Here is a 26,365-nt window from a genome sequence, read left to right on the forward strand (position 1 = left end):
GCTCGCGATTCGGTTTATCTGGCGCTGATTAATCCGGCCAATGCCAAGCCGGTTCATCCAGCGCCCGCTGCCCGACAATCCCGGTCTGTCCAAGCTCCTTTTCCAGCACGATGCAATTGCAGTCCTCATCCTGCTCCAGTGCGGCGATCAGGCGCGTGGCGTGGGACACCACCCAGACCTGGCAATTGGCTGAAGCGCGGATGATCAACCGCGCCAAGGCCGGCAACAGATCCGGGTGCAAGCTGGTTTCCGGTTCGTTGAGCACCATCAGCGAGGGTGGGCGCGGGGTGAGCAGGGCGGCCACCAGTAACAGATAGCGCAGGGTTCCGTCGGACAGTTCGGCGGCGGACAGCGGCCGAAGCAGGCCGTGCTGTTGGAACGCGATGGCGAAACGTCCGCCTTGCAGTTTCTCGATGCGCAGGTGGGCACCGGGGAACGCGTCGCCGATGGCGGCATGCAAGGCCTCGACGTCACCGATTTCAAGGATGGTCTGCAGCGCGGCGGCCAGGTCGCGTCCGTCGTGGTGCAGTACCGGCGTGCGGGTGCCCAGTTGCGGTTGGCGCACTGGCGCGTCGGCGTCGCTGCGGAAATGGTCGTAGAAGCGCCAGCGACGAATGAACTCGCGCATCTGCAGGACCTCCGGCGAAGTGCGCAGGCTGCCGACCTGGTCGAACAGGCTGTCGAAGGTCGGCGTGTGCTGGGCCAGCACATCCCATGAACGGCCTTCGCGGGCACGGATCATCGGCCCGTTGCGATCCACCAGCAGGCTGGCCGGCCGAAACACCGGACCGGCCCAGATGCATTCACGCTTGATCTCCGGATCCAGCGAAAACGCTGAAAGACTGGGTTCCGGCAGGCCCAAGGCAATCGAATAGCTGAAGTCTTCACCGGCGAATCCCAGGCGCAAGCGCTTGGTGCCCTGGCGCACAACTGCCTGGACCGGCACCTCGCCGTTGCGCATGCGGCGGCTGATTTCTTCCGGGCCGGCCCAGAAGGTCGAGTCCAGTCCGCCTTCGCGGGCCAGGGCGTTGACCACTCCACCCTGGGCCGTCTCGGCCAACAGGCGCAGGGCTCGGTACAGATTGGACTTGCCGCTGCCGTTGGGGCCGGTGATCAGGTTCAGCCGGCCCAGGGGGATGACCAGTTTGTTGATGGATCGATAATTGGCCACCGCCAGGGTCTTGAGCATGCGCAGGCTCCTACAGGGAGGCGATCAGTGTGCCTGATCTGCGGCACCTATTGTATTCGTTGAACCCTGTTCTAAGCTCACAGTCGTATCGTCACTGGTACGTCCGTACAGCGCATAGGAGTCTGCATGGCTGGTCCCCGAATCAAACTGGTAGTTGGCCTGGGCCTTTGCGCGCTACTGGCCGGATGCGGTGATGAAAAGCCTGCGGAAAAAGCCCTGCCACGGGTCTTTGTGCAGCAAGCCGTGCCCAGCGAATACGCCGCCTCGGTGACCCTGACTGGCGATGTCCAGGCGCGGGTACAGGCCGACCTGTCGTTTCGTGTGGGCGGCAAGATCATCGAGCGCAAGGTCGATGTCGGCGACCGAGTCTCGGCCCGGCAAATACTGGCCCGGCTCGATCCCCGCGACTTGCAGACCAATGTCGACTCCGCCGAGGCCCAGGTGGCCGCCGAGCAGGCGCGGGTCAAGCAGAGTGCGGCGGCCTTCGTGCGCCAGCAGAAACTCCTGCCCAAGGGCTATACCAGCCAGAGCGAATATGACGCGGCCCAGGCCCAACTGCGCAGCAGCCAGAGTGCGCTGACCGCCGCCCAGGCCCAACTGGCCAACGCTCGTGAACAACTGAGCTACACCGCACTGATTGCCGAGGCACCGGGCATCATCACCGCGCGCCAGGCTGAAGTCGGCCAGGTGGTGCAGGCCACGGAGCCGATCTTCAGCCTGGCCCGGGACGGCGAACGCGACGCGGTGTTCAACATCTACGAATCGCTGTTGAGCGAACCGCCGTCGGATCCTGCCATCACTATCAGTTTGCTGGATAACCCCGCCATCAAGACCACTGGCACGGTACGCGAGATCACCCCGGCGGTGTCTGCCCAGACCGGCACGGTGCAGGTCAAGGTCACCCTCAATGATTTACCCGAAGGCATGCGCCTGGGGTCGGTGGTCAGCGCCACTGCCAAGTCCGCCGGCAAGACTGCCTTCGAACTGCCTTGGTCGGCCCTGACCAAGAACCTCAGCGACCCGGCCGTGTGGCTGGTGGACGGTGAAGGCAAGGCGCAGTTGCATACGGTGACGGTCGGCCGCTACCTGACCGGCAAGGTCATCATCAGCGACGGCCTCAAGGGCGGTGAGAAAATCGTCACCGCCGGCGGGCAATTGCTGCACCCCGGCGTACGCGTCGAGATCGCTGAAAACACCCATGAAAAATCCACGCCGGGAGCCCAGCCATGAAGCGTTTGTGGATGATCTCGGCCGGACTCTTGCTGGCCGCCTGCTCCAAGGAGGAAGCACCGCCCGAACCGGTGCGTCCGGTGTTGTCCGTCGAGGTTCGGGCCCTCGACCAACAGGCGCTTGGACGGTTTGCCGGCAATATCCAGGCGCGTTACGAGAGCAACGTGGGCTTCCGTGTGCCGGGGCGGATCGCCAGCCGCAATGTCGATGTCGGCGCCGAAGTGAAGAAAGGCGACCTGCTCGCCACCCTCGATCCCACCGACCAGCAGAACCAGTTGCGCGCCGCCCAGGGCGACCTGGCGCGGATCGAGGCGCAGTACATCAATGCCCAGGCCAATGCCCGTCGCCAGCAACAATTGTTCGACCGTGGCGTCGGCGCCCAGGCGCAGTTGGACATCGCCCAGACCGACTTGAAAACCACTGGCGCGTCCCTCGAACAGGCCCGCGCCTCGGTGGAGCAGGCCCGCGACCAACTCAACTACAGCGAGCTGCGCACCGACCACGACGCGATCGTCACGGCCTGGAATGCCGAAGCCGGGCAGGTGGTCACCGCCGGCCAGCAAGTGGTGACCCTGGCCCGCCCGGACATCAAGGAAGCGGTGATCGACCTGCCGGCCGGGTTGGTCGAACGCCTGCCCGCGGACGTGGTGTTCGAGGTCGCCGCGCAATTGGACCCGAGCATTCATACCACCGCCACCGTGCGCGAGATCGAACCCCAGGCCCAGAGTGCCACCCGTACCCGTCGCGCGCGCCTGACGCTGGCCGATACACCACCCGGCTTTCGCCTGGGCACGGCGATCAGCGTGACCCTGAGTTCGACCATCGAGCCACGCATCGAGCTGCCACTCAGCGCGCTGCAAGAAGTCGACGGCAAGGCCCGCATCTGGTTGGTCGACCCGCAGAACCAGACAGTCTCGCCCCGTGACGTGCGGATTCTCGAACGTTCGGCCGACTCGGTGCTGGTGGCCAACGGCATCAAGGCTGGCGACCGCGTGGTCAGCGCTGGTGTGAACAGCCTCCAGCCGGGGCAGAAAGTGAAACTCGATGAGGACGCACGATGAAAGGGCCTTTCAACCTGTCCGAATGGGCCCTGCGGCATCAGTCGTTCGTCTGGTACCTGATGTTCGTTGCGCTGTTGATGGGCGTGTTTTCGTACATGAACCTGGGGCGCGAAGAAGACCCGTCGTTCACCATCAAGACCATGGTCATCCAGACCCGTTGGCCCGGCGCGACCCAGGAGGAAACCCTCAAGCAGGTCACTGATCGCATCGAGAAGAAACTCGAAGAACTAGACTCCCTCGACTACGTCAAGAGTTACACCCGTCCGGGAGAATCGACGGTGTTCGTGTACCTGCGCGATACCACCGGGGCCAAGGAAATTCCCGAGATCTGGTACCAGGTGCGCAAGAAGATCAACGACATTCGCGGTGATTTCCCTGACGGCTTGCAGGGGCCTGGTTTCAATGACGAATTCGGCGACGTGTACGGCTCGGTGTATGCCTTCACCGGCGATGGTTTGTCGATGCGCCAGTTGCGCGACTACGTGGAACAGGTGCGCGCCGAGATCCGTGACGTACCGGGCCTGGGCAAGGTCGAGATGGTGGGCGAGCAGGACGAAGTGCTGTACCTGAACTTCTCCACGCGCAAACTCGCGGCCCTGGGCATCGATCAACGCCAGGTGGTGCAGAGCCTGCAATCGCAGAACGCGGTCACGCCTGCCGGGGTCATCGACGCCGGGCCCGAGCGGATTTCCGTGCGCACGTCCGGGCAATTCCAGTCGGAAAAGGACCTGGCCAACGTCAACCTGCGGCTCAATGACCGCTTCTATCGACTGGCCGACATCGCCGACATCCGTCGCGGCTACGTCGACCCCGCCACACCGATGTTCCGTTTCAATGGCACGCCAGCCATCGGCCTGGCTATCGCGATGAAGAAGGGCGGCAACATCCAGGATTTCGGCAAGGCGTTGCATGCGCGCATGAGCGAGCTGACCGCTGACCTGCCAGTGGGCGTTGGCGTGCATACCGTGTCGGACCAGGCCGAAGTGGTGGAGGAGGCGGTCGGTGGCTTCACCAGCGCCTTGTTCGAGGCGGTGATCATCGTCCTGCTCGTCAGCTTCGTCAGTCTCGGCATACGGGCCGGGCTGGTGGTGGCCTGCTCGATTCCGCTGGTGCTGGCGATGGTCTTCCTGTTCATGGAGTACAGCGGCATCACCATGCAGCGGATTTCCCTCGGCGCCTTGATCATCGCCCTCGGCCTGCTGGTGGATGACGCGATGATCACCGTGGAGATGATGGTCACGCGCCTGGAAAAAGGCGACAGCAAGGACCAGGCCGCGACGTTCGCCTATACCTCGACCGCGTTCCCGATGCTCACCGGGACCCTGGTGACCGTGGCCGGTTTCGTGCCCATTGGCCTGAACGCCAGTTCCGCCGGTGAGTACACCTTTACCCTGTTCGCGGTGATCGCCGTGGCAATGCTGGTGTCGTGGATCGTCGCGGTGCTCTTCGCCCCGGTGATTGGCGTGCACATCCTCAGCACCAACGTGAAACCCCACAGCGCCGAGCCGGGTCGGATCGGCCGGGCCTTCAACGGTGGCCTGCTGTGGGCGATGCGCAATCGCTGGTGGGCCATTGGCATCACCGTGCTGCTGTTCGTGCTGGCGGTGTTTTGCATGCGCTTTGTGCAGAACCAGTTCTTCCCGTCCTCGGACCGGCCGGAAATCCTGGTGGACCTCAACCTGCCGCAAAACGCCTCGATGGACGAGACCCGCAAGGTCGTCGATCGCCTGGAGACGAGCCTCAAGGGCGACCCGGACATCGAGCGCTGGAGCACTTACATCGGCGAAGGCGCCATTCGTTTCTACCTGCCGCTGGACCAGCAATTGCAGAACCCGTACTACGCGCAACTGGTGATCGTCAGTAAAGGCCTGGAGTCGCGCACCGCCCTCACCGAACGCCTGCAAAAGCGCCTGCGTGAAGACTTCGTCGGCATCGGCAGCTACGTGCAGGCCCTGGAAATGGGCCCGCCGGTGGGTCGGCCGATCCAGTACCGGGTCAGCGGCAAGGACATCGACCAGGTGCGCAAGCATGCGATCGAGCTGGCTACCGAACTGGACAAGAACTCGCACATCGGCGAAATCATTTACGACTGGAACGAGCCGGGCAAGGTGCTGCGCATCGACATCGCCCAGGACAAGGCGCGGCAACTGGGCTTGTCTTCCGATGACGTGGCCAGGCTGATGAACAGCATCGTCAGCGGGTCTCCAGTGACCCAGGTCGATGACGATATCTACTTGATCAATGTGGTGGGCCGGGCCGAAGACGCCGAGCGCGGCTCACCGGAAACCCTGCAAAATCTGCAGATCGTCACCCCGAGCGGCACCTCGATCCCGCTGCTGGCGTTCGCCACGGTGGGCTATGAACTGGAGCAGCCGCTGGTGTGGCGTCGCGACCGCAAACCGACCATCACCATCAAGGCGGCGGTGCGCGATGAAATCCAGCCCACCGACCTGGTCAAGCAGTTGCAACCGGCCATCGACAAGTTCGCCGCTGGCCTGCCGGTGGGCTACAAAGTCGCCACCGGTGGTACGGTGGAAGAGAGCAGCAAGGCCCAGGGGCCGATCGCCAGTGTCGTGCCGCTGATGCTGTTCTTGATGGCGACCTTCCTGATGATCCAGCTGCACAGCGTGCAGAAACTGTTCCTGGTGGCCAGCGTCGCGCCCCTGGGCTTGATCGGCGTGGTGCTGGCGCTGGTGCCGACGGGCACGCCCATGGGTTTTGTGGCGATCCTCGGGATCCTCGCGTTGATCGGCATCATCATCCGTAACTCGGTGATCCTGGTGACCCAGATCGACGAGTATGAACGTGACGGCTACGAGCCCTGGGATGCGGTGGTGGAGGCCACCGAACACCGGCGCCGGCCGATCCTGCTGACGGCGGCCGCGGCGAGCCTGGGGATGATCCCGATTGCCCGGGAAGTGTTCTGGGGGCCGATGGCCTACGCGATGATTGGCGGGATCATCATCGCCACCCTGCTGACATTGCTGTTCCTGCCGGCGCTGTATGTGGCCTGGTACAAGATTCGCGAGCCCAAGCGTGATTGAGCCGTGCGCAGATTTTGTGGGGAGGGGAGTTAACCTGTGGCGAGGGGATTTATCCCCGTTGGGCTGCGCAGCAGCCCCTCAGAGGACAACTCAATCAATCTGAAACACCGGGTTGGCGGCTTTTTTGGGGCTGCTGCGCAGCCCAGCGGGGATAAATCCCCTCGCCACAAAGTGTGATGGGGTTGGGCCGAAAATCAGCGCGAGAGCGCTTTCACTTGCGCAACAACCGCAACCCATTGAACACCACCAGCAAACTCACCCCCATGTCGGCAAACACCGCCATCCACATGGTGGCGAAGCCGGCGAAGGTCACCCCAAGGAAGATCGCCTTGATGACCAATGCCAGGGCAATGTTCTGTTTCAGGATGCTTGAAGTCTGCCGCGACAGGCGAATGAAGGCTGGGATCTTGCGCAGATCATCGTCCATCAAGGCCACATCGGCGGTCTCGATGGCCGTGTCGGTGCCGGCCGCCGCCATGGCGAAGCCGATTTCCGCGCGGGCCAGGGCCGGTGCGTCGTTGATGCCGTCGCCGACCATGCCGACACGGTGACCCAGGGTGTACAAGTCTTCGATGGCTTGCAGCTTGTCCTCCGGCAACAAATCGCCGCGGGCCTGATCCATGCCCACCTGGGCGGCGATCGCTTCAGCGGTGTGGACGTTATCGCCAGTGAGCATCAGGGTCTTGATGCCCAGGTCATGCAGCTCCCGAATGGCTTCGCGGCTGGAATCCTTAACGGTGTCCGCCACGGCAAACAGCGCCAAGGGGCCTGTACTGTCGAGCAGCAGCACCACGGACTTGCCTTGTTTTTCCAGGGCGAAGAGTTTTTCTTCCAGCTCGGGAGAGCACAGGCCCAGGTCCTCCACCAGGCGATGATTGCCCAGGTGGTAGGTCTGGCCACCGATGTCGCCGCGAACGCCGCGCCCGCCGAGCGCCTCGAAGTTATCCACAACCTGCGGGGCCAATTGCTTATCCACAGCCGCGTTGGCGATTGCCCGGGACACCGGATGGTCGGAGCGCGCGGCGAGGCTGGCGGCGAGGGCCGGGGCGGTGCTTTCCACGGTGGGGTCCAGCGCCACATAGTCGGTTTGCACCGGCTTGCCGTGGGTGAGCGTGCCGGTCTTGTCCAAGGCCAGGTAGTCGAGCTTGTAGCCGCCCTCCAGGTACACGCCGCCTTTGACCAGGATGCCTTTGCGCGCCGCGGCGGCGAGGCCGCTGACGATGGTCACGGGTGTGGAAATCACCAGTGCGCACGGGCAGGCCACCACCAGCAGCACCAGCGCCCGGTAGATCCAGTCGAACCATGCCGCGCCCATGAACAGCGGTGGGATGACGGCCACGGCCAAGGCCAGGATGAACACCGCCGGGGTGTAGATTTTCGAGAACTGATCGACGAAGCGCTGGGTCGGCGCGCGGGAGCCCTGGGCCTGTTCCACGGCGTGGATGATTCGCGCCAGAGTGGAGTGATCGGCCGCCGCGGTCACGGTGTACTCCAGTTCGCCGGCCTGGTTGATGGTGCCGGCGAATACTTTGTCGCCGACGGTTTTTTCCACCGGCAGGCTTTCGCCGGTGATCGGTGCCTGATCGATGGTGGAGCGTCCGGCGACCACGTCACCGTCCAGGCCCACGCGCTCGCCGGGGCGCACTCGCACGCGCGCGCCGAGGGCGATAGCCTTGACCGCCTGTACCTGCCAACTGCCATCGGCCTGTTGCACGGTGGCTTGCTCCGGGGCCATTTGCATCAGGCCGCCGATAGCATTGCGCGCCCGGTCCAGGGATTTGGCTTCGATCAGTTCGGCCACGGTGAACAGGAACATCACCATCGCCGCTTCCGGCCATTGGCCGATCAACACCGCACCGGTCACGGCGATGCTCATCAGCGCATTGATGTTCAGGTTGCGGTTCTTCAGGGCGATCCAACCCTTCTTGTACGTACCCAGGCCGCCGCTGAGGATCGACACCAACGCCATCAGCGCGACCACCCAGTTTGGCGCGGCGTTGGTGAAGTGAATCACCTCGGCGCCCAGGGCTGTCACGCCGGACAACGCCAGCGGCCACCAGGGCTTGGCTGGGGCGGGCAGGTCGTTGGTTTCTGGTTTCTGGCCTGGGGTCAGTGGGTCGGCCTGCATCCCCAGGGACTCGATGGCCTTGATGATTGGCGCGTCGCTGGGCAAATCGTGGGTCACGCCCAGCACGCGGTTGATCAGGTTGAATTCCAGTTGCTGCACGCCTTCGAGCTTGCCGAGCTTGTTCTGGATCAGCGTCTGTTCGGTGGGGCAGTCCATGGCTTCGATGCGAAAACTGCTCAACCGCGCACCGTCCGTCGGCGTCTTGCCGAGGTTGACCACCGCCGGTGCCGCTTTCGACGCGCAGCAGGAATGTCCGTGGTCATGGCCGTGGACGGGTTTGTGGATGTGGAGGGAATCGCTCATCGGGTTACATCCGTGAAAAGTGCCTGTTGCACAGTAAAGACCCTGTAGCCACTATAGGGTCAAGCACCTATTTGGGAGGCCGCACCATGAAGATCGGAGAACTGGCGAAAATCACCGACTGCCAGGTCGAGACCATCCGCTATTACGAGCGCGAAGGCCTGCTGCCGGAACCGGCCCGCAGCGATGGCAATTACCGCGTCTATACCCAGGCCCATGCCGAGCGGCTGACATTCATCCGCAACTGCCGCACCCTGGACATGACCCTGGAAGAAATCCGCAGCCTCCTGGCCCTGCGCGACAGCCCCCAGGACCAGTGCGAAAGCGTCAACGCGCTGATCGACGAACACATTCAGCACGTGAAGGCTCGCATCGATGGCCTGTTGGCCTTGCAGACACAACTGATCGACCTGCGCCATCGCTGTGGCGAAGGGCCGGACCTGGATCAATGCGGGATCTTGCAGCGCCTGGAGGTGAGCGGGGCGGTGGCGCCGGAGGTGGAGCATTCACATGTGGGCAGGAGTCATGGGCATTGAGCCGATCTTGGAGCTCATGCCGATTCAATGTGGGAGCGAGCCTGCTCGCGATAGCGGTGGGTCAGTCACATAAGCATTGAATGTGAGGACGCTATCGCGAGCAGGCTCGCTCCCACAAGGGGAGGGGTGGTGTGGCTTAGACCGCCATCGGCGCAGTCATCGGCGCGTGGTGCTGGTAGCCTTCGAGGGAGAAGTCGCTCGGCTCCACGAGTTCCAGCCATTCAGGCTGGTACACACCGGTCTTGGCGAACTCCGGCACGCGCTCGGAAATCACCAGTTTCGGCATCGGGAACGGCTCGCGCTTGAGTTGTTCGTTGAGCATGTCCAGGTGGTTTTCGTAGACGTGGGCATCACCAATGAAATAGGTGAACCAGCGCGGCGTGTAGCCGGTCAGGCGGCCGATCAGGCTCAGCAGCGCGGCGCCTTCGGTGAGGTTGAACGGCGTGCCCAGGCCCAGGTCGTTGGAGCGGATGTAGAGGGTCAGGGAAATTTCCCCGGTCTCGACATTCGGGTGGAACTGGTAGAGCAGATGACATGGCGGCAGGGCCATTTCATCGAGTTGGGCGCAGTTCCAGCCATGGAACAGGATACGGCGGCTGCCCGGGTCCTTGATGATGGTGTCGACGCACTGGCGAACCTGGTCGATGGCCTTGTACAGCACCACGTAGGTCTGGCCGTTTTCTTCGCCTTCGGCAATCTGCCGGTAGCCTTGGGCCAGGGTTTGCTCGATGGCCGCCGGGTTGCTCGAAGGGATCTGTTTGTAGGCCGGCCATTTGCGCCATTGCACGCCGTAGATCTCGCCCAGGTCGTCTTCGCCCTGGCGGAACGGGTTGGCCAGCCACTGGGCGTTTTCGTTGGCGTTCTGGTCCCAGACCTTGCAGCCCAGGGCACGGAATTCGGCGGCGTTGTTGACCCCACGCAGAAAACCGCACATCTCGCCGATGGCCGATTTGAAGGCCATTTTGCGGGTGGTGATGGCCGGGAAACCGTCCTTCAGGTCATAGCGCAGCATGGCGCCGGGAAAGCTGATGGTGTTCACGCCGGTGCGGTTGGCTTGCTTGGTGCCGTTCTTGATGACGTGGGCCACCAGATCGAGATATTGCTTCATGGGTTACCTGTGTCCTTGAACCCGGGGCCAGCGCCCCGGGGTGCGAATTTTAAACCTTGGCCGCCGCAGCTGGCGCGCGATGATAGGCCAGCCAGATCAGCGCCAGGCCGCCGACGATCATCGGCAGGCACAACACCTGGCCCATGGTCAGCCAGTTCCACGCCAGGTAGCCGAGCTGTGCGTCCGGTACGCGGACGAATTCGACGATGAAGCGGAAGATCCCGTAGAACAGCGCGAACATGCCCGATACCGCCATGGTTGGCCGCGGCTTGCGCGAGAACAGCCAGAGGATCAGGAACAATGCCACGCCTTCGAGGGCGAACTGGTACAGCTGCGACGGATGGCGCGGCAACTGTGCCGGGTCACTGAACGGCGGGAAGATCATCGCCCACGGCACGTCGGTCGGCTTGCCCCACAACTCGGCGTTGATGAAGTTGCCGATGCGCCCGGCGCCCAGGCCAATCGGCACCATCGGCGCGACGAAGTCCATCAGCTCGAAAAACGACTTGTTGTTGCGCTTGCCGAACCACAACGCCGCCAGCATCACGCCGATGAACCCGCCGTGGAACGACATGCCGCCCTTCCAGACCTCGAAGATCAGCGTCGGGTTGGCCAGGTAGGCGCTCAGGTCATAGAACAGCACGTAGCCCAGGCGCCCGCCGACGATCACGCCCATGGACAGCCAGAACACCAGGTCGGAGAGCTTTTCCTTGTTCCAGGTCGGGTCGAAACGGTTGAGCCGGCGCGACGCCAGCAGCCAGGCGCCGCCGATGCCGACCAGGTACATCAGGCCGTACCAGTGGATTTTCAGCGGGCCGATGGCCAGGGCTACCGGATCGATCTGCGGGTAAGGCAGCATTGATATTCCTCGTAAACGTCAAAAATACCCGGGCGACGCTGCCACCTCGGGATTAAGCCAGGATTGCGTCAGAACAGGAAACTCAAGCCGACGCAGAACAGCAAGGCGGCGAACAGCCGTTTGAGCAAGCGCGGCGACAGACGATGGGCCAGCCGCGCACCGAAACGGGCGAAGACCATGCTGGTCAAGGCGATGCCCAGCAGCGCCGGCAAATATACAAAACCGAGACTATGGGCCGGCAACAACGGATCGTGCCAGCCCAGAATCATGAAACTTAATGCGCTGACCACGGCGATGGGCAGCCCGCAAGCCGATGACGTCGCGACCGCTTGCTGCATCGGCACGCTGCGCCAGGTCAGGAACGGCACGGTCAGCGAACCGCCGCCAATGCCGAAGATCGCCGAGGCCCAGCCGATCACCGTGCCGGCCAAGGTCAGGCCGCCCTTGCCTGGCACCGTACGGCTGGCCTTGGGCTTGAGGTCCAGGGCCAATTGCGCGGCGACGACCAGGGCGAACACGCCGATGATCCTCTGCAGGTGCGGGCCGGAAATCGCTTCGGCGGTGATCGCGCCAAAACCGGCACCGATCAGGATGCCGACGGTCATCCAGGCGAACACTGGCCAGCGCACCGCGCCCTTGCGCTGATGCTCGCGTACGGCGTTGACCGAAGTGAAGATGATCGACGCCAGCGAGGTGCCGACGGCCAGGTGCGTCAATACCTGCGGGTCGAAGCCTTGCAGGGTGAAACTGAACACCAGCACCGGGACAATGATGATTCCGCCCCCCACGCCGAACAACCCGGCCAGCACGCCGGCGCAGGCGCCGAGCAGCAGATAGAGCAAAAATTCCACCAGCGTCTCCCCGCCCATCCCCGAAATAAGAGCGGCATGGTAACGGATCCAGGGCCTTGGGCTCTACTGAAGGCGATGGATGTGGCGGCGATGTCTGGGTAGAGTGATCACAGCATTTGGCACGAAACCTTGTGGCGAGGGGATTTAGCGAAACGTCGCCCCGCCCCGCTTTGTGGGAGCAAGGCTTGCCCGCGATGGCGGCGCTACGGTCTTTCAGAAATCGAGGCGCCTGTTTCGCGAGCAAGCTTTGCTCCCACACAGTGCCTCCCACAAAAACTGTGTCTGGCTTTATTCTTTCAACCGATTGGCATTGTTAACGGGATTACCTGATGTGCCTGATCGTATTTGCCTGGCGCCCCGGCCACGCCCAGCCATTGATCGTGGCGGCCAACCGCGACGAGTTCTACGCCCGGCCGACCTTGCCCCTGGCCCAGTGGCCTGACGCGCCCCAGGTCCACGCTGGTCGCGACCTGGAGGCCGGCGGCACCTGGCTTGGCGTTGGCGCCGAGGGTCGCTTTGCCGCCCTGACCAACATCCGTGACCCGGGCCAGTTGCCGGCATTCAAGTCTCGCGGTGAGCTGGTGGCGCGGTTCCTGACCGGAAATCTCTCGATTGCCGAGTACTTGAGCGAAGTCGTGCCCCGCGCCAGCGAGTATGGCGGGTTCAACCTGCTGCTCGGCGATGGCTCCGAGCTCTGGCACCACAACGCCCGTGATATTCGGCCACAGCGACTGGCCGAAGGCGTCTATGGTTTGTCGAACGCCGGGCTGAACACGCCATGGCCCAAGCTGCTCAAGGCCCGGGCGGCGCTGGCCGAGGTGCTGGACGATCCGCAGCCCCAGGCGCTATTGGCGCTGCTGAACGACCCGCAACCCGCCCCGGTGGCTGAGCTGCCGGATACGGGCGTTGGGCTGGCGACCGAGATGCTGTTGTCGAGCGTGTTCATCGCCAGCCCGGCTTATGGGACGCGGGCGAGCACGGCGTTGATTGTCCATGCCGATGGGACACGGCATATGGTCGAGCGCAGTTTCGGGCCGCATGGGGGGCATTTGGGGGAGGTCGAGGTCAGGGTCTAGCTTTGTGGTGTCAGGTCTGGCCCTATCGCGAGCAGGTTCAGAGGGTTTTGTTCGACGCCGGATTGATCATCCGCGCCAACCCAAGGTTCTTCAGTGCCAATTGCAAGGAGCTGTGGATCACCTGCGGGTTGTCGATGGTCATCACCTCGGCCAGTAACTCCTGGGCCTTGCTGAGGTTGATCTGGCGCAGCATCCACTTCACTTTCGGCAGGTTGGTGGCGTTCATCGACAGGCTGTCGAAACCCATCGCCATCAGCAATACCGCCGCTGCCGGGTCACCGGCCATTTCGCCGCAGATGCTCACCGGCTTGCCTTCGGCATGGGCGTCACGCACCACGTTCTGCAAGGCTTGCAGCACCGCCGGGTGCAGGTAATCGTACAGATCGGCGACCCGTGGGTTGTTGCGGTCCACGGCCAGCAGGTACTGGGTCAGGTCGTTGGAACCCACCGACAGGAAGTCCACCTGCCGCGCCAGTTCCTTGGTCTGGTACACCGCTGCCGGAATCTCGATCATCACGCCTACCGGCGGCATCGGCACGTCGGTGCCTTCGTCGCGCACTTCGCCCCAGGCCCGGTGGATCAGGTGCAGGGCTTCTTCCAGTTCATGGGTGCCGGAGATCATCGGCAACAGGATGCGCAGGTTGTTCAGGCCTTCGCTGGCCTTGAGCATGGCGCGGGCCTGGACCAGAAAGATTTCCGGGTGATCGAGGGTCACGCGAATGCCGCGCCAACCGAGGAACGGGTTGTCTTCCTTGATCGGGAAGTAGGACAGCGACTTGTCGCCGCCGATGTCCAGGCTGCGCATGGTCACCGGTTGCGGGTGGAACGCGGCCAGTTGTTCGCGGTAGATCGCCAGCTGTTCCTTTTCACTCGGGAAGCGCTGGTTGATCATGAACGGCACTTCGGTGCGGTACAGGCCCACACCCTCGGCGCCACGTTTCTGTGCCCGGGCCACGTCGGCCAGCAGGCCGGTGTTGACCCACAGTGGCATGCGGTGGCCGTCGAGGGTCACGCAAGGCAGGTCCCGCAGCGCGTCCAGGCCCAGGGACAGTTGTTTCTCTTCCTCCACCACATCGGCGAACTGCTTGCGCAGCACGTCGCTGGGGTTGGTGTAGACCTCGCCGTGGTAGCCATCGACGATCATCTGGATGCCGTCGACCTTGGAGTACGGCAGGTCCACCAGGCCCATCACCGTCGGGATGCCCATGGCCCGGGCCAGGATCGCCACGTGGGAGTTGCCCGAGCCCAATACCGAGACCAGCCCCGCCAGCTTGCCTTCCGGCACTTCGCCGAGCATGGCCGGGGTCAGCTCTTCGCTGACGAGGATGGTGTTATCGGGGTAGACCAGGGTCTGCTGGCGTTCCTGCTGCAAATAGGCCAACAACCGGCGGCCAAGGTCCTTGACGTCGGAGGCACGCTCGCGCAGGTAGGCGTCGTCCATCAGTTCGAAACGGTTGACGTGGTCGGTCACCACCTGGCGCAGCGCGCCCTGGGCCCACTGGCCGGTCTTGATGACGGTGGTCACTTCGCTGCCCAGGGAGGCGTCGTCGAGCATCATCAGGTAGACGTCGAACAGCGCGCGCTCTTCAGGCCGCAGCTGCGTCGCCAGCTTGGCCGACAGGGCGCGCATGTCGGCCCGTACGCCTTCGATGGCGGTCTTGAACAAGCCCAGTTCGGCATCGATGTCGGTGATGGTCTTGTCCGGCACCACGTCGAGGTCGGCGGGCGGCAACATGACCACCGCCGTACCCACCGCCGCGCCCGGTGAGCCCGGTACGCCGACGAACTTGGCTTCCTGGATGCCCTTGCCCTGGCGACCCAGGCCGCTGATCGAGCCGGTGGCCTCGGCATGGGCGATAACCCCGGCCAACTGCGCGCTCATGGTCACGAGGAAGGCTTCTTCCCCCTCGTCGAACTGGCGGCGCTCTTTTTGCTGGATGACCAACACGCCGACAACGCGGCGGTGGTGGATGATCGGTGCCCCGAGGAACGAGGCGTAGCGTTCTTCGCCCGTTTCGGCGAAGTAGCGGTAGCGCGGGTGATCCGCGGCGTTTTCGAGGTTCAGGGGTTCTTCGCGCGTGCCGACCAGGCCGACCAGACCTTCATTGGGCGCCATGCTGACCTTGCCGATCGAGCGCTTGTTCAAGCCCTCGGTGGCCATCAGCACAAAACGGTTGGTCTCGGGGTCCAGCAGGTAGACCGAGCAGACCTGGCTGCCCATGGCCTCTTTGACGCGCAATACAATAATCCCCAACGCCGCCTTGAGATCCTTGGCGGAGTTAACTTCCTGGACGATCTTGCGCAGCGTATTGAGCATGGCTCGGGGTCGAACTCCGTCGTCAGTCGCGCGTCAGCAGGCGCGGGGCAAGCTCTTTGAGAGCGCGTCGATACACTTCGCGCTTGAATGTCACCACCTGGCCCAACGGATACCAATAGCTGACCCAGCGCCAGCCATCGAACTCCGGTTTACCGGTCAAATCCATCCGCACCCGTTGCTCGTTGGAGATCAGGCGCAGGAGAAACCATTTCTGCTTCTGGCCGATACACAGCGGTTGGCTGTGCGTGCGGACCAGGCGTTGCGGCAAACGATAGCGCAACCAGCCTCGGGTGCAGGCGAGTATTTCGACATCTTCTCGCTCAAGCCCCACTTCTTCGTTCAACTCGCGGTACAAGGCCTCTTCCGGCGTCTCCTGGGGGTTGATCCCGCCCTGGGGAAACTGCCAGGCGTCTTGATTGATACGGCGAGCCCATAGCACCTGCCCTGCATCATTCGTAAGAATGATCCCCACATTGGGGCGGAAACCATCGGGGTCGATCACGGCAACAACCTCGCAAACGCATGTCGCCGCATTGTTCCACAAAGGTTGTGAAAGCAGCAACGAGCCCGCCTAGCTTATGTGCACTCTTGTGAAAAGTACGTATTCTGGACGCCTTTCTTCAGATTTTTCAGCGAGTAACTGCAATGCGGCTGGCTTTATTCGACTTGGACAACACATTGCTGGGCGGCGACAGCGATCACGCGTGGGGCGATTACCTGTGCGAGCGCGGTTTCCTGGATGCTGTCACTTACAAGGCACGCAACGACGAGTTCTACCAGGATTACCTGGCCGGCAAGCTCGACAACGCCGAGTACCTGAACTTTTGCCTGGAAATCCTCGGTCGGACCGAAATGCACGTGCTGGCCCAGTGGCACCTGGACTACATGCGCGACTGCATCGAGCCAATCGTGTTGCCCCAGGCCGTCGAATTGCTGGAAAAGCACCGCGCCGCTGGCGATAAGCTGGTGATCATCACTGCCACCAACCGCTTTGTCACCGGGCCGATTGCCGAACGCCTGGGTGTGGAAACCCTGATCGCCACCGAGTGCGAGATGATTGATGGGCGCTACAGCGGGCGCAGCGCCGACATCCCGTGTTTTCGCGAGGGCAAGGTGACCCGATTGAACCGTTGGCTGGAAGAGACCGGGCATTCGCTCGACGGCAGCTATTTCTACAGTGATTCGATGAACGACTTGCCGTTGCTGGAGGTGGTGACGCATCCGGTGGCGGTGGATCCGGATCCGAATCTGCGGGCCGAGGCCGAAAGACGTGGTTGGCCGGTGATTTCGTTGCGCGGCTGATAGGGCTATCGCGAGCAGGCTCGCTTCCACAGGGATTTTGTAAACAACGCAAATCCAGTGTGGAGCGAGCCTGCTCGCGATGAGGTCAGCGCGGTCTAAACCTTTAAACCGGCTTGGCCCCCATCAACCCCGCAATGGCGACAAAGCAGACAACGCTGAATAGCGCCAAGGCAAAGGTGAACTTCCCGCTACCTCCCGGCGCCTTGCGCAATTTGTTCAGCCGCACCACCAGCCAGAACCCCGCCAGCGCCGCCAAGGTGTAGAGCACGCTGGAAGCCAGCAACCAGGTCTGCCCCAGTGGCCAGCCGACCTGGTGCACCATCCACCAGCCCGTGAATGGAAGGCTCGCCAGTGCAAGGATCATCACCAACCAGATGAACAGCCGCGGGCGTTGCAGCGTACGAGCCGCCGCCGTGGCATCGCCGTTGCGGCGCGTGCGCCAGACCCAGATGGCCAGCCCCAGGGCGCCCGCCAACAGCAATACCGTGGCGACGATGTGAGCGATCTTCAGCGTGGTCAGTGTTTCCATTGTTCGATTTCCTTAAGTCCTGCTCACAGCCTAGCCCGGCTTTATCAACCCAGGAACAACTGATAGGCCGGGTTATCGCTTTCATCCCAGTACGGGTAGCCGATTTCTTCCAGGGCGGCTGGCACCAGGTGGCGCTCATCGTGAGGCACTTGCAACCCGGCGACCACACGGCCATCCGCCGCACCATGGTTGCGGTAGTGGAACATCGAGATATTCCAGCGCCCACCCAGCTTGTTGAGGAAATTGAACAGTGCGCCCGGGCGTTCCGGGAATTCGAAGCGCAACACCACTTCGTCGATGACGTGCGCCGCGTGCCCGCCCACCATGTGGCGGATGTGCAACTTGGCCAGTTCGTTGTCGGTCAGGTCCAGCACCGGGAAGCCTTGTTCGGTCAGGCTGGCGATCAGCGCGCTGCGTGGGTCGTTTTCCGGGTGGGTCTGCACGCCGACGAAGATGTGCGCTTCACTGCCGGTGTTATAGCGGTAGTTGAATTCGGTGATCTGGCGTTTGCCGACGGCTTCGCAGAACGCCTTGAAGCTACCTGGCTTCTCAGGGATGGTCACGGCGATGATCGCTTCGCGGCCCTCGCCCAGTTCGGCGCGTTCGGCCACGTGGCGCAAGCGGTCGAAGTTGACGTTGGCCCCGGAGTCGATGGCCACCAGGGTCTGGCCGCTGACGCCCCGTGACTCGACGTATTTCTTGATCCCGGCCACGCCCAGGGCGCCGGCAGGTTCGGTGATCGAGCGGGTATCGTCGTAGATATCCTTGATGGCGGCGCAGATCTCGTCGGTGCTGACGGTGATGACTTCGTCCACGTAGTGTTTGCAGATATCGAAGGTGTGCTGGCCGATCTGTGCCACGGCGACGCCATCGGCGAACAGCCCCACGGTCGGCAGCACCACGCGCTCACCAGCGGCCATGGCCGCTTGCAGGCAATTGGAGTCGTCCGGCTCGACGCCGATGACCTTGATGTCCGGGCGCAGGTATTTCACGTAGGCTGCGATCCCTGCGATCAGCCCGCCACCGCCCACCGGGACGAAGATCGCATCCAGGCGCCCGGGGTGCTGGCGCAGGATTTCCATCGCCACCGTGCCCTGCCCGGCAATGGTGTGGGGGTCGTCATAGGGGTGGATGTAGACGTAGCCTTTTTCGTCGACCAGTTTCAGCGAATAGGCCAGGGCTTCGGGGAACGAATCGCCATGCAGCACCACTTTGCCGCCCCGCGAGCGCACGCCTTCGACCTTGATTTCCGGGGTGGTCTTGGGCATCACGATGGTGGCCTTGACGCCCAGCACCTTAGCCGCCAGGGCCAGGCCCTGGGCGTGGTTGCCCGCCGACGCCGTGACCACGCCGCGTGCGCGTTCTTCGTCGCTGAGCTGGGTCAGCTTGTTGTAGGCCCCGCGAATCTTGAACGAGAACACCGGCTGCAAGTCTTCACGCTTGAGCAAAATGCTGTTGCCCAGCCGCTCGGAGAGCTGGCGAGCGGTCTGCAACGGGGTTTCTACGGCAACGTCATAAACGCGCGAGGTGAGGATCTTTTTGACGTACTGTTCAAGCATCGGAAAGCATCACTGAGCGAGTTGGGCAGGGCCAAGGAGTCTAACCCGGCTTTTGGCTGGGCGACCACACGAATCCCAAGGTTTTGTTGGGTTATACTCGCGCCCCTCTTTACTTCCTGCCCGCTTTCGGAGCCCGCATGACCCAGGATCAACTCAAACAGGCCGTGGCCCAGGCCGCCGTCGACCTCATCCTCCCGAAACTGGATGACAAGAGCATCGTCGGGGTCGGTACCGGCTCCACGGCCAACTGCTTCATCGACGCGCTGGCTCGCCACAAGGGCGCGTTCGACGGCGCGGTCGCCAGTTCCGAAGCCACCGCCGCGCGCCTCAAGGGCCACGGGATCCCGGTGTATGAGCTCAACACCGTGAGCGACCTGGAGTTCTACGTCGATGGCGCCGACGAAAGCGACGCGCACCTGAACCTGATCAAGGGCGGTGGCGCGGCCCTGACGCGCGAGAAGATCGTCGCGGCCGTGGCCAAGACCTTCATCTGCATTGCCGACGCCAGCAAACTGGTGCCTGTGCTCGGCGCATTCCCGTTGCCGGTGGAAGTCATCCCGATGGCCCGCAGTCATGTGGCCCGCGAACTGGTGAAGCTGGGCGGCGACCCGGTGTATCGCGAAGGCGTGCTGACCGATAACGGCAATATCATCCTGGACGTGCACAACTTGCAGATCACCAACCCGGTGGAACTGGAAAGCCAGATCAACGCCATCGTCGGCGTGGTCACCAACGGTTTGTTCGCGGCTCGTCCGGCGGATGTGCTGTTGCTGGGAACCGCTGAAGGGGTGAAGACCCTGCGGGCTGAGTAAGTCGACGAAATAACCTGCTCTTTTGAGTGAAGTATTCCCTGTGGGAGCGAGCCTGCTCGCGATAGCGGTTTATCCGACACATCAATGTCGGCTGACACACCGTTATCGCGAGCAGGCTCGCTCCCACATTGGGTTGTTGTGGTGTTTCAGGGCGAGTGCATCAAGGCTGCGGCTTCTTGAACACGTAGAACAGGTTCGGCTCGCTCACCACATACAGGTTGCCGTCGTCGTCCATGGCCAGGCCTTCGGCCTGCGGCACGGTTTTCTGCAGGCCCTGGCGGCCTTTGCTCAACGACAGCGTGCTCAACGGCCGGCCGTCTATATCCAGCTCGATAATCAACCGCGACTCATCGGACAGCGCCAGCAAATGGCCGCTGCGCTCATCGTATTGCAGGCTTGAAAGGTCGCGCACGAACAGCCCGGCATCGCGCTTGGGGTTGTTGATCACGTGGACCGCGTAGGATTTTTCCGGATTGTGGTGGGGAAACCCATGCACTTCATAAATCAGCATCGGGTCGCGTTCCTTGGCCACGAACAGCCGTTTGCCCACCGAATCGTAGGCCAGCCCTTCGAAGCCTTTGTTGCCGCTCATGTGCACGCCGAGGGTCATCTGCTCGGCATCGGCGGCGTCGAGGAATTGGGTGTCGTCATCCAGGTGAATCTTGATCAGGCGCTGCTGGCGCTCGTCAGTGATGACGTAAGTGTCTTCGCTGATGAACTCCACCGCCTCTGGATCGCCAAAGCCGATCAGCGCGATGCGCCGCAAAATCTTGCCGTCCAGGGACAATTCGATCAGCTCGGCATTCTTGTTGGTGACGGTGAACAGGCTCTTGCGTACGGGATCGAACGTCAGCGCTGAAACGTCATCGTCCAGGCCTTCGATCACCTGCGCCTCGACCGTGACCCGGTACTGGTCCAAGGCGATGGCCTGTTCGCTGGTGGTTTTCCAAAGGGTGTTGAGATTGAACCAGGCGCGTTCGAACAGACGCAGGTGCTGACCGGCTGCGATCAGGAAGATCAGCACCAGGGTCAGCAGTATCAGGACCAGGGGTTTGGGGCGGGCGAGTCGACGCATGTTGGGGTGGGCTCGGATAAGAACAGGTGGGTGGAAATACCACGGCTGCCTGAACTGAAGCTTAATGGCTGTGTGCCACACCCTACAACGAAGGAGAATTTATCCTACAGAGTTAGTGCTATCAGCGCTGTTTTTCGAAACGATAGAACAGATTCGGTTCGCTGACCATGTACAGATTGCCGGCCTCATCGACGGTCACGCCTTCGGCGCGAGGGATCGTGTCTTTCAAGCCGTTGAAGCTGCCCAGCAAGGTCATGAAGCTGACTTGCTCGCCTTTTTCATCCAGTTCCAGCAGCAGATGGGAGTCGGCCGAAAGCACCAGCATGTGACCGGTGCGCGGGTCGATCGCCAGTGCCGAGAGGTTGCGCAAGTCCAGTTCATTGCTGACGTGGATCTGCTTGTCGCCCTTGAGCAATTGGCTGCCATCGCTTGTCCAGGTGAACAGTGCTGGCGGGCGTTCCTCCCCGAGCACCAGTTGCTGGTTACGCGGATCCCAGACAATTGCTTCGAACCCTTTGTTCTGGTTCTCTGATGCACCCAGGTCGTATTTGGGGAAGTCAGTGCTGTTCAGCTCGCGGGTGCTGGCATCCACCTGGACGATCGACAGCGTGTGATTACGCTCGTCGGTAATCGCCAGCAGACCATTGGTCATATAGGTCACGCCTTCGGGGTTGTTCCAGCCCACCAAAGGCATCTTGCGCAGCACATCGCCTTGCAGGGTCAGCTCCACCAGGAACGGGTTCTTGCCCATGACGGCGAACAGAGTCTTGGTCTGCGGGTTGTAGGTCACATCGGACGCCTCGTCCTTCTCCATGCCCGGCAGTGGCTTGGCGTCGATCACGGCGCGGTAGTCCGGCAGCCAGATGCTCTCCTGGCGCTGGGCCGGGCTCTGGAAGTGTTCCGATAGCCAAAGCAGCCCGCGGTCGTCCCAATGCATCGCAAACGCCAGGCCATAGGCGGCGGCCAGCGCCAGCAGCGACCAGGCGTACCAGGGCAGGGCGAAGCGGGAGCGGCGGGCAGGTTTGGCGGCAGACAGTGTTTGGGTTTTGGCCATCGGGGAATGCGTTCCAGAAAATTCGGCTAGGGGAATGGCTGGCTCAGATGCCGCATTCCCCGGAATTATCCGGATGGCATGTGAAAAAAACGGTAAAACGTCGGTCTTCAGGAAAAAGCCCGCTCCCACATTTGATCTATAGAGGTTACAAAACCGAGTTAGCGAACGCTGCTTTCGAAGCGGCTCGCCCCCGGCAGTTCCAGTACCAATTCATCCCCTGCATTCAGCGGCCCGACGCCCGCCGGGGTGCCGGTGAGGATCACGTCGCCGGCCTGGAGCGAGAAGCACCCGGCCATGTGCTGGATCATTGGCACGATAGGGTTGAGCATCAGGCTGCTGTTGCCATCCTGGCGCACTTCACCGTTGATGGTCAGGCGAACGGGGATGTCGGTCAGGTCGGCAAAGGTGCCGCTCGACACGAACGGTGCGATCACCGCCGCGCCGTCGAAGGATTTCGCGATTTCCCACGGCAGGCCCTTGGCCTTGAGCTCGGCCTGTTTGTCCCGCAGGGTCAGGTCCAGGGCCGGGGCGAAGCCGGAGATGGCGTCCAGCACTTCCTCGGCGCTCGGGCGGGGCGACAGCGGCTTGCCGATCAGCACGGCGATTTCCGCTTCGTAGTGCACCGAGCCACGGTCGGCAGGAATGCTGAAACCGCCCTCCAGTGGCACCACACAACTGCCCGGCTTGATGAACAGCAAGGGTTCGGTGGGCACCGGGTTGTCCAATTCCTTGGCATGTTCGGCGTAGTTGCGGCCAATGCACACCACTTTCCCTACCGGGAAATGGATACGTGTACCGTCGACATACTGGTGCTGATAGCTCATTACCGACTCCTGGTTCGTTGATTCAAACAGCGAAAATCTTGCCCGGGTTCATGATGCCGTTCGGGTCGAATACAGCCTTCACGGCTTTCATGTACTCGATTTCCACTGGCGAACGACTATAAGTCAGGTAGTCGCGCTTGGTCATGCCCACGCCATGTTCGGCGGAAATCGAACCGTTGTACTTCTCGACGGTTTCAAAGACCCATTTGTTCACGGTCGCGCACTTGGCGAAGAACTCATCCTTGCTCAGGTTTTCCGGCTTGAGGATGTTCAGGTGCAGGTTGCCGTCGCCGATGTGGCCGAACCAGACGATTTCGAAATCCGGATAGTGTTCGCCGACGATCGCGTCGATTTCCCGCAAGAAGCCCGGGACCTTGGAGACGGTCACCGAGATATCGTTCTTGTATGGCGTCCAGTGCGAGATGGTCTCGGAGATGTACTCGCGCAGTTTCCACAGGTTCTGCAGTTGGGTTTCGCTCTGGCTCATCACGCCGTCCAGCACCCAGCCTTGTTCCACGCAGTGTTCGAAGGTCTCCAGGGCGTGGTTGGCGACTTCCTCGGTGGTGGCTTCGAATTCCAGCAGGGCGTAGAACGGGCACTCGGTTTCGAACGGTGTTGGCACGTCGCCGCGACCCAGGACCTTGGCCAGGGCCTTGTCTGAGAAAAACTCGAAGGCGGTCAGGTCCAGCTTGCCCTGGAAAGCGTGCAGCACCGGCATGATCGAATCGAAGTCCGGCGTGCCGAGCACCATGGCGGTGAGGTTTTTCGGCGCGCGGTCCAGGCGCATGGTGGCCTCGACCACGAAGCCCAGGGTGCCCTCGGCACCGATGAACAGCTGCCGCAAGTCGTAGCCGGTGGCGTTCTTGATCAGGTCCTTGTTCAGTTCCAGCAGGTCACCCTTGCCAGTGACGACCTTCATGCCCGCCACCCAGTTACGGGTCATGCCGTAGCGAATGACCTTGATCCCGCCGGCATTGGTGCCGATGTTGCCGCCAATCTGGCTGGAACCTGCCGAAGCGAAGTCCACCGGGTAGTACAGGCCATGTTCTTCAGCCTTGTTCTGCAATTGTTCGGTGACCACGCCTGGCTGGCAGACGGCGGTACGGTCGGTGAGGTTCACATCGAGAATCTGGTTCATGTAGTCGAATGACACGACCACTTCGCCGTTGGCCGCCACGGCTGCGGCGGAAAGCCCGGTACGTCCGCCCGATGGCACCAGCGCGACCTTGTGCGCATTGGCCCAGCGCACGATGGCCTGGACCTGCTCGGTGGTCTTGGGGAAGACGATGGCGCTCGGCGCCGGGGCGAAATGCTTGGTCCAGTCCTTGCCGTAAGCGTTCAGGGAGTCGGCATCGGTCAGGACCTTGCCAGGCTCAACCAAGGTCTTCAGCTCATCTATCAGGGCAGGATTGGTCATCGACAGAACTCTCGAACAATTCATGGTCATCCTGAGAACGCTTCACGTCGCAGGAATGAGTGTTTAGCGGGGTGCATATGCTAGCATACCGACCCCGCAGCGTAGTGCCCAACGGCTGTTCTGCGGCGACGGCTGTCACGCCGGTCGGGTCAGCATGCGCTGTCCGATTCCCTGCCATTTTTCTCCGGGACACAGGTTTACGCAGATGAGCAAGACTTCTCTCGATAAGAGCAAGATCAAGTTCCTTCTTCTCGAAGGCGTCCACCAATCGGCTGTCGACGTCCTCAAGTCGGCGGGCTACACCAGCATCGAGTACATCACCAGTTCTCTGCCGGAAGCCCAGCTCAAGGAAAAGATCGCCGATGCTCACTTCATCGGCATTCGCTCCCGTACGCAATTGACCGAAGAGATCTTCGACCACGCCAAGAAACTGGTCGCGGTCGGCTGCTTCTGCATCGGCACCAACCAGGTTGACCTCAACGCGGCGCGTGAGCGCGGTATCGCAGTGTTCAACGCGCCGTACTCCAACACCCGTTCCGTTGCCGAACTGGTGCTGGCCGAAGCGATCCTGCTGCTGCGCGGCATCCCTGAGAAGAACGCTTCCTGCCACCGTGGCGGCTGGATCAAGAGCGCGGCCAACTCCTTCGAAATTCGCGGCAAGAAGCTGGGTATCGTCGGCTACGGCTCGATCGGCACCCAGTTGTCGGTACTGGCTGAAGGCCTGGGCATGCAGGTGTTCTTCTACGACACCGTGACCAAGCTGCCGCTGGGTAACGCCACCCAGGTCAATGACCTCCACGAGCTGCTGGGCATGTCCGACATCGTGACCCTGCACGTGCCGGAGACCGCTGCCACCCAGTGGATGATCGGTGAGAAGGAAATCCGCGCCATCAAGAAGGGCGGCATCCTGATCAACGCCGCGCGCGGCACCGTGGTCAAGCTCGACGCCCTGGCCGACGCGATCAAGGACAAGCACCTGATCGGCGCCGCCATCGACGTGTTCCCGGTGGAGCCACGCTCCAACGACGACATTTTCGAAAGCCCTCTGCGTGGCCTGGACAACGTGATCCTGACCCCGCACATCGGCGGTTCCACCGCTGAAGCCCAGGCCAACATCGGCCTGGAAGTGGCGGAAAAACTGGTCAAGTACAGCGACAACGGTACTTCGGTATCGTCCGTGAACTTCCCGGAAGTGGCCCTGCCGGCTCACCCTGGCAAGCACCGCCTGTTGCACATCCACGAGAACATCCCGGGTGTGATGAGCGAGATCAACAAGGTCTTCGCCGAAAACGGCATCAACATTTCCGGTCAGTTCTTGCAGACCAACGAGAAAGTCGGCTACGTCGTGATCGACGTCGACGCCGAATACTCGGACCTGGCGCAAGAGAAGCTGCAGCACATCAACGGCACCATTCGTTGCCGCGTGTTGTTCTAACAGAGCGGTCGCTGAAAAAAACGGGAGCCTCGAAAGGGCTCCCGTTTTTTTATATGACCTGTGGGAGCGAGCCTGCTCGCGATAGCGGCGTGTCAGCCAACATTAATGTGTCGGATAGACCGCTATCGCGAGCAGGCTCGCTCCCACAGGGGGGACGCATTTTTTCAGTGAGTGCTGTTACTTCACGTTCACCGTGATTTTCTTGGACACGATCGACGGATCGAACGGCATGTGGCCGCTGTCGCCCAGGATCAGTTGCAAGGTGTGTTTGCCTGGGGTCAGTTTGATGTCGGCCTCGGTTTGTGCCTTGCCGAAGTGCATGTGGTTGGCATCGGTGGGAATCGGCGCGCCCGCGGCAGGCAGTTTGTCGACATCGATCAGCAAATGATGGTGTCCGGTATTTTTGGTCACATCACCCGCCGGAGCCAGGGCGATGTCCTTGACGCCGAACTTGACCTTGAATTCTTTGGAGACGGTGGCGCCGTCTTCCGGGGAAACGATGAAGACTTCTGCGCCTTTGGGCGCCGGGGTCGCGGCGCTTGCCAGCACCGAAGCACCCAGCAACAGACCGGCCAACGCAGCACGAGACATAAAGCTTTTCATTTTTTTCTCCAGTTTTTCCATGAAATCCGCCTGGCCATGACAACTTCATGACCAAT

General features: G+C 62.2%; 22 protein-coding genes. 8 read left to right on the forward strand and 14 right to left on the reverse strand.

Translation table 11 applies throughout. From position 1 onward, the window contains the following. Positions 1-28: 28 nt before the first annotated feature. Entirely contained in the window at positions 29-1,189 is a 1,161-nt protein-coding gene (locus tag DTP52_RS03525) for an AAA family ATPase (RefSeq protein ID WP_109751881.1), read from the reverse strand. 126 nt (positions 1,190-1,315) lie between these two features. Between DTP52_RS03525 and DTP52_RS03530 the strand changes: the two genes are divergently transcribed. From DTP52_RS03530 to DTP52_RS03540, 3 genes are read left to right on the forward strand one after another with little or no spacing between them, the layout of a single operon-like run. Next, positions 1,316-2,419 (forward strand): efflux RND transporter periplasmic adaptor subunit, encoded by a 1,104-nt coding sequence (locus tag DTP52_RS03530; protein ID WP_109751882.1) that lies wholly within the window; start codon positions 1,316-1,318, stop codon positions 2,417-2,419. Continuing rightward, positions 2,416-3,480, forward strand: coding sequence for an efflux RND transporter periplasmic adaptor subunit (locus DTP52_RS03535; RefSeq protein ID WP_109751883.1), 1,065 nt, complete (start codon positions 2,416-2,418; stop codon positions 3,478-3,480). Before DTP52_RS03530 ends, DTP52_RS03535 begins: the two co-directional genes overlap by 4 nt. Beyond that, complete coding sequence (locus tag DTP52_RS03540) at positions 3,477-6,524, forward strand: efflux RND transporter permease subunit (RefSeq protein WP_109751884.1); 3,048 nt, start codon at positions 3,477-3,479, stop codon at positions 6,522-6,524. The genes DTP52_RS03535 and DTP52_RS03540 overlap by 4 nt, the downstream gene beginning before the upstream one ends. 211 nt (positions 6,525-6,735) lie before the next feature. On the opposite strand, the gene DTP52_RS03545 is transcribed toward DTP52_RS03540, so the two are convergent. After that, complete coding sequence (locus DTP52_RS03545) at positions 6,736-8,955, reverse strand: heavy metal translocating P-type ATPase (protein WP_109751885.1); 2,220 nt, start codon at positions 8,953-8,955, stop codon at positions 6,736-6,738. 86 nt (positions 8,956-9,041) lie between these two features. Between DTP52_RS03545 and cadR the strand changes: the two genes are divergently transcribed. Continuing rightward, the gene (gene cadR / locus DTP52_RS03550; protein WP_003196623.1) at positions 9,042-9,488 is read left to right on the forward strand and encodes a Cd(II)/Pb(II)-responsive transcriptional regulator; all 447 of its coding nucleotides are present in this window, start codon (positions 9,042-9,044) and stop codon (positions 9,486-9,488) included. A 136-nt stretch (positions 9,489-9,624) separates the two neighbouring features. Here the strand turns inward: cadR and DTP52_RS03555 are convergent, their stop codons facing one another. The 3 genes from DTP52_RS03555 to DTP52_RS03565 all read right to left on the reverse strand — a co-directional run bounded on the left by DTP52_RS03555 (position 9,625) and on the right by DTP52_RS03565 (position 12,306). Continuing rightward, entirely contained in the window at positions 9,625-10,596 is a 972-nt protein-coding gene (locus tag DTP52_RS03555; RefSeq protein WP_109751886.1) for a thymidylate synthase, read from the reverse strand. 49 nt (positions 10,597-10,645) lie between these two features. After that, on the reverse strand, positions 10,646-11,455 hold the full coding sequence (lgt, locus tag DTP52_RS03560; RefSeq protein ID WP_003196626.1) for a prolipoprotein diacylglyceryl transferase: 810 nt from the start codon (positions 11,453-11,455) through the stop codon (positions 10,646-10,648). A gap of 68 nt (positions 11,456-11,523) precedes the next feature. Beyond that, positions 11,524-12,306, reverse strand: a complete 783-nt coding sequence (locus tag DTP52_RS03565) for a sulfite exporter TauE/SafE family protein (protein WP_109752344.1) — start codon at positions 12,304-12,306, stop codon at positions 11,524-11,526. A gap of 329 nt (positions 12,307-12,635) precedes the next feature. Between DTP52_RS03565 and DTP52_RS03570 the strand changes: the two genes are divergently transcribed. Next, positions 12,636-13,382 (forward strand): NRDE family protein, encoded by a 747-nt coding sequence (locus DTP52_RS03570; RefSeq protein ID WP_109751887.1) that lies wholly within the window; start codon positions 12,636-12,638, stop codon positions 13,380-13,382. A gap of 37 nt (positions 13,383-13,419) precedes the next feature. Here DTP52_RS03570 and ptsP read toward each other — a convergent pair whose 3' ends face one another. Both ptsP and DTP52_RS03580 read right to left on the reverse strand, forming a co-directional pair. Next, positions 13,420-15,699, reverse strand: a complete 2,280-nt coding sequence (ptsP, locus tag DTP52_RS03575) for a phosphoenolpyruvate--protein phosphotransferase (RefSeq protein ID WP_109751888.1) — start codon at positions 15,697-15,699, stop codon at positions 13,420-13,422. 22 nt (positions 15,700-15,721) lie between these two features. Beyond that, positions 15,722-16,201: an RNA pyrophosphohydrolase gene (locus DTP52_RS03580; RefSeq protein ID WP_003186867.1), complete on the reverse strand. Its 480-nt coding sequence runs from the start codon at positions 16,199-16,201 to the stop codon at positions 15,722-15,724. Between the two features lie 143 nt (positions 16,202-16,344). On the opposite strand from DTP52_RS03580, the gene DTP52_RS03585 reads away from it, so the two are divergent. Continuing rightward, positions 16,345-17,001 carry an HAD family phosphatase gene (locus DTP52_RS03585; protein ID WP_109751889.1) on the forward strand — a complete coding sequence of 219 codons (657 nt, stop codon included), beginning with the start codon at positions 16,345-16,347 and terminating at the stop codon, positions 16,999-17,001. A 103-nt stretch (positions 17,002-17,104) separates the two neighbouring features. On the opposite strand, the gene DTP52_RS03590 is transcribed toward DTP52_RS03585, so the two are convergent. Together DTP52_RS03590 and ilvA are read right to left on the reverse strand one after the other, a co-directional pair. Then, positions 17,105-17,530: a DUF2269 family protein gene (locus tag DTP52_RS03590; RefSeq protein WP_109751890.1), complete on the reverse strand. Its 426-nt coding sequence runs from the start codon at positions 17,528-17,530 to the stop codon at positions 17,105-17,107. 44 nt (positions 17,531-17,574) lie between these two features. Next, positions 17,575-19,089 carry a threonine ammonia-lyase, biosynthetic gene (gene ilvA / locus DTP52_RS03595; protein ID WP_109751891.1) on the reverse strand — a complete coding sequence of 505 codons (1,515 nt, stop codon included), beginning with the start codon at positions 19,087-19,089 and terminating at the stop codon, positions 17,575-17,577. 137 nt (positions 19,090-19,226) lie between these two features. On the opposite strand from ilvA, the gene rpiA reads away from it, so the two are divergent. Beyond that, on the forward strand, positions 19,227-19,901 hold the full coding sequence (rpiA, locus tag DTP52_RS03600) for a ribose-5-phosphate isomerase RpiA (protein WP_109751892.1): 675 nt from the start codon (positions 19,227-19,229) through the stop codon (positions 19,899-19,901). Positions 19,902-20,061: 160 nt separating this feature from the next. Here the strand turns inward: rpiA and DTP52_RS03605 are convergent, their stop codons facing one another. The 4 genes from DTP52_RS03605 to DTP52_RS03620 all read right to left on the reverse strand — a co-directional run bounded on the left by DTP52_RS03605 (position 20,062) and on the right by DTP52_RS03620 (position 24,271). Beyond that, positions 20,062-20,976, reverse strand: a complete 915-nt coding sequence (locus DTP52_RS03605) for an SdiA-regulated domain-containing protein (RefSeq protein WP_109751893.1) — start codon at positions 20,974-20,976, stop codon at positions 20,062-20,064. A 121-nt stretch (positions 20,977-21,097) separates the two neighbouring features. Continuing rightward, entirely contained in the window at positions 21,098-22,030 is a 933-nt protein-coding gene (locus DTP52_RS03610) for an SdiA-regulated domain-containing protein (protein WP_109751894.1), read from the reverse strand. A 158-nt stretch (positions 22,031-22,188) separates the two neighbouring features. Further along, a complete protein-coding gene (locus DTP52_RS03615) occupies positions 22,189-22,854 on the reverse strand; it encodes a fumarylacetoacetate hydrolase family protein (protein ID WP_109751895.1) in 666 nt (221 codons plus the stop codon). 22 nt (positions 22,855-22,876) lie between these two features. Then, on the reverse strand, positions 22,877-24,271 hold the full coding sequence (locus DTP52_RS03620) for an FAD-binding oxidoreductase (protein ID WP_109751896.1): 1,395 nt from the start codon (positions 24,269-24,271) through the stop codon (positions 22,877-22,879). A gap of 205 nt (positions 24,272-24,476) precedes the next feature. Here DTP52_RS03620 and serA point away from each other — a divergent pair, with 205 nt between their 5' ends. Next, on the forward strand, positions 24,477-25,706 hold the full coding sequence (gene serA / locus DTP52_RS03630) for a phosphoglycerate dehydrogenase (RefSeq protein ID WP_053117264.1): 1,230 nt from the start codon (positions 24,477-24,479) through the stop codon (positions 25,704-25,706). A gap of 177 nt (positions 25,707-25,883) precedes the next feature. On the opposite strand, the gene DTP52_RS03635 is transcribed toward serA, so the two are convergent. Next, positions 25,884-26,309 carry a DUF4399 domain-containing protein gene (locus tag DTP52_RS03635; RefSeq protein ID WP_109752346.1) on the reverse strand — a complete coding sequence of 142 codons (426 nt, stop codon included), beginning with the start codon at positions 26,307-26,309 and terminating at the stop codon, positions 25,884-25,886. Between the last annotated feature and the right edge of the window lie 56 nt (positions 26,310-26,365).

It is taken from the genome of Pseudomonas sp. 43mfcvi1.1 (assembly GCF_900115935.1).
Taxonomy (GTDB): Bacteria; Pseudomonadota; Gammaproteobacteria; order Pseudomonadales; family Pseudomonadaceae; genus Aquipseudomonas; species Aquipseudomonas bijieensis.

Excerpts from the sequence above, each read along its gene's own strand:
- DTP52_RS03615 (WP_109751895.1), bottom strand. The coding sequence starts at position 22,854 with ATGAGCTATCAGCACCAGTATGTCGACGGTACACGTATCCATTTCCCG.
- DTP52_RS03635 (WP_109752346.1), bottom strand. The coding sequence starts at position 26,309 with ATGAAAAGCTTTATGTCTCGTGCTGCGTTGGCCGGTCTGTTGCTGGGT.
- DTP52_RS03570 (WP_109751887.1), top strand. The coding sequence starts at position 12,636 with ATGTGCCTGATCGTATTTGCCTGGCGCCCCGGCCACGCCCAGCCATTG.
- DTP52_RS03530 (WP_109751882.1), top strand. The coding sequence starts at position 1,316 with ATGGCTGGTCCCCGAATCAAACTGGTAGTTGGCCTGGGCCTTTGCGCG.
- DTP52_RS03585 (WP_109751889.1), top strand. The coding sequence starts at position 16,345 with ATGCGGCTGGCTTTATTCGACTTGGACAACACATTGCTGGGCGGCGAC.
- DTP52_RS03610 (WP_109751894.1), bottom strand. The coding sequence starts at position 22,030 with ATGGCCAAAACCCAAACACTGTCTGCCGCCAAACCTGCCCGCCGCTCC.
- DTP52_RS03605 (WP_109751893.1), bottom strand. The coding sequence starts at position 20,976 with ATGCGTCGACTCGCCCGCCCCAAACCCCTGGTCCTGATACTGCTGACC.
- DTP52_RS03545 (WP_109751885.1), bottom strand. The coding sequence starts at position 8,955 with ATGAGCGATTCCCTCCACATCCACAAACCCGTCCACGGCCATGACCAC.
- DTP52_RS03555 (WP_109751886.1), bottom strand. The coding sequence starts at position 10,596 with ATGAAGCAATATCTCGATCTGGTGGCCCACGTCATCAAGAACGGCACC.
- DTP52_RS03525 (WP_109751881.1), bottom strand. The coding sequence starts at position 1,189 with ATGCTCAAGACCCTGGCGGTGGCCAATTATCGATCCATCAACAAACTG.
- serA (WP_053117264.1), top strand. The coding sequence starts at position 24,477 with ATGAGCAAGACTTCTCTCGATAAGAGCAAGATCAAGTTCCTTCTTCTC.
- DTP52_RS03540 (WP_109751884.1), top strand. The coding sequence starts at position 3,477 with ATGAAAGGGCCTTTCAACCTGTCCGAATGGGCCCTGCGGCATCAGTCG.
- DTP52_RS03620 (WP_109751896.1), bottom strand. The coding sequence starts at position 24,271 with ATGACCAATCCTGCCCTGATAGATGAGCTGAAGACCTTGGTTGAGCCT.
- ptsP (WP_109751888.1), bottom strand. The coding sequence starts at position 15,699 with ATGCTCAATACGCTGCGCAAGATCGTCCAGGAAGTTAACTCCGCCAAG.
- ilvA (WP_109751891.1), bottom strand. The coding sequence starts at position 19,089 with ATGCTTGAACAGTACGTCAAAAAGATCCTCACCTCGCGCGTTTATGAC.
- DTP52_RS03535 (WP_109751883.1), top strand. The coding sequence starts at position 2,416 with ATGAAGCGTTTGTGGATGATCTCGGCCGGACTCTTGCTGGCCGCCTGC.
- rpiA (WP_109751892.1), top strand. The coding sequence starts at position 19,227 with ATGACCCAGGATCAACTCAAACAGGCCGTGGCCCAGGCCGCCGTCGAC.
- DTP52_RS03590 (WP_109751890.1), bottom strand. The coding sequence starts at position 17,530 with ATGGAAACACTGACCACGCTGAAGATCGCTCACATCGTCGCCACGGTA.
- cadR (WP_003196623.1), top strand. The coding sequence starts at position 9,042 with ATGAAGATCGGAGAACTGGCGAAAATCACCGACTGCCAGGTCGAGACC.
- lgt (WP_003196626.1), bottom strand. The coding sequence starts at position 11,455 with ATGCTGCCTTACCCGCAGATCGATCCGGTAGCCCTGGCCATCGGCCCG.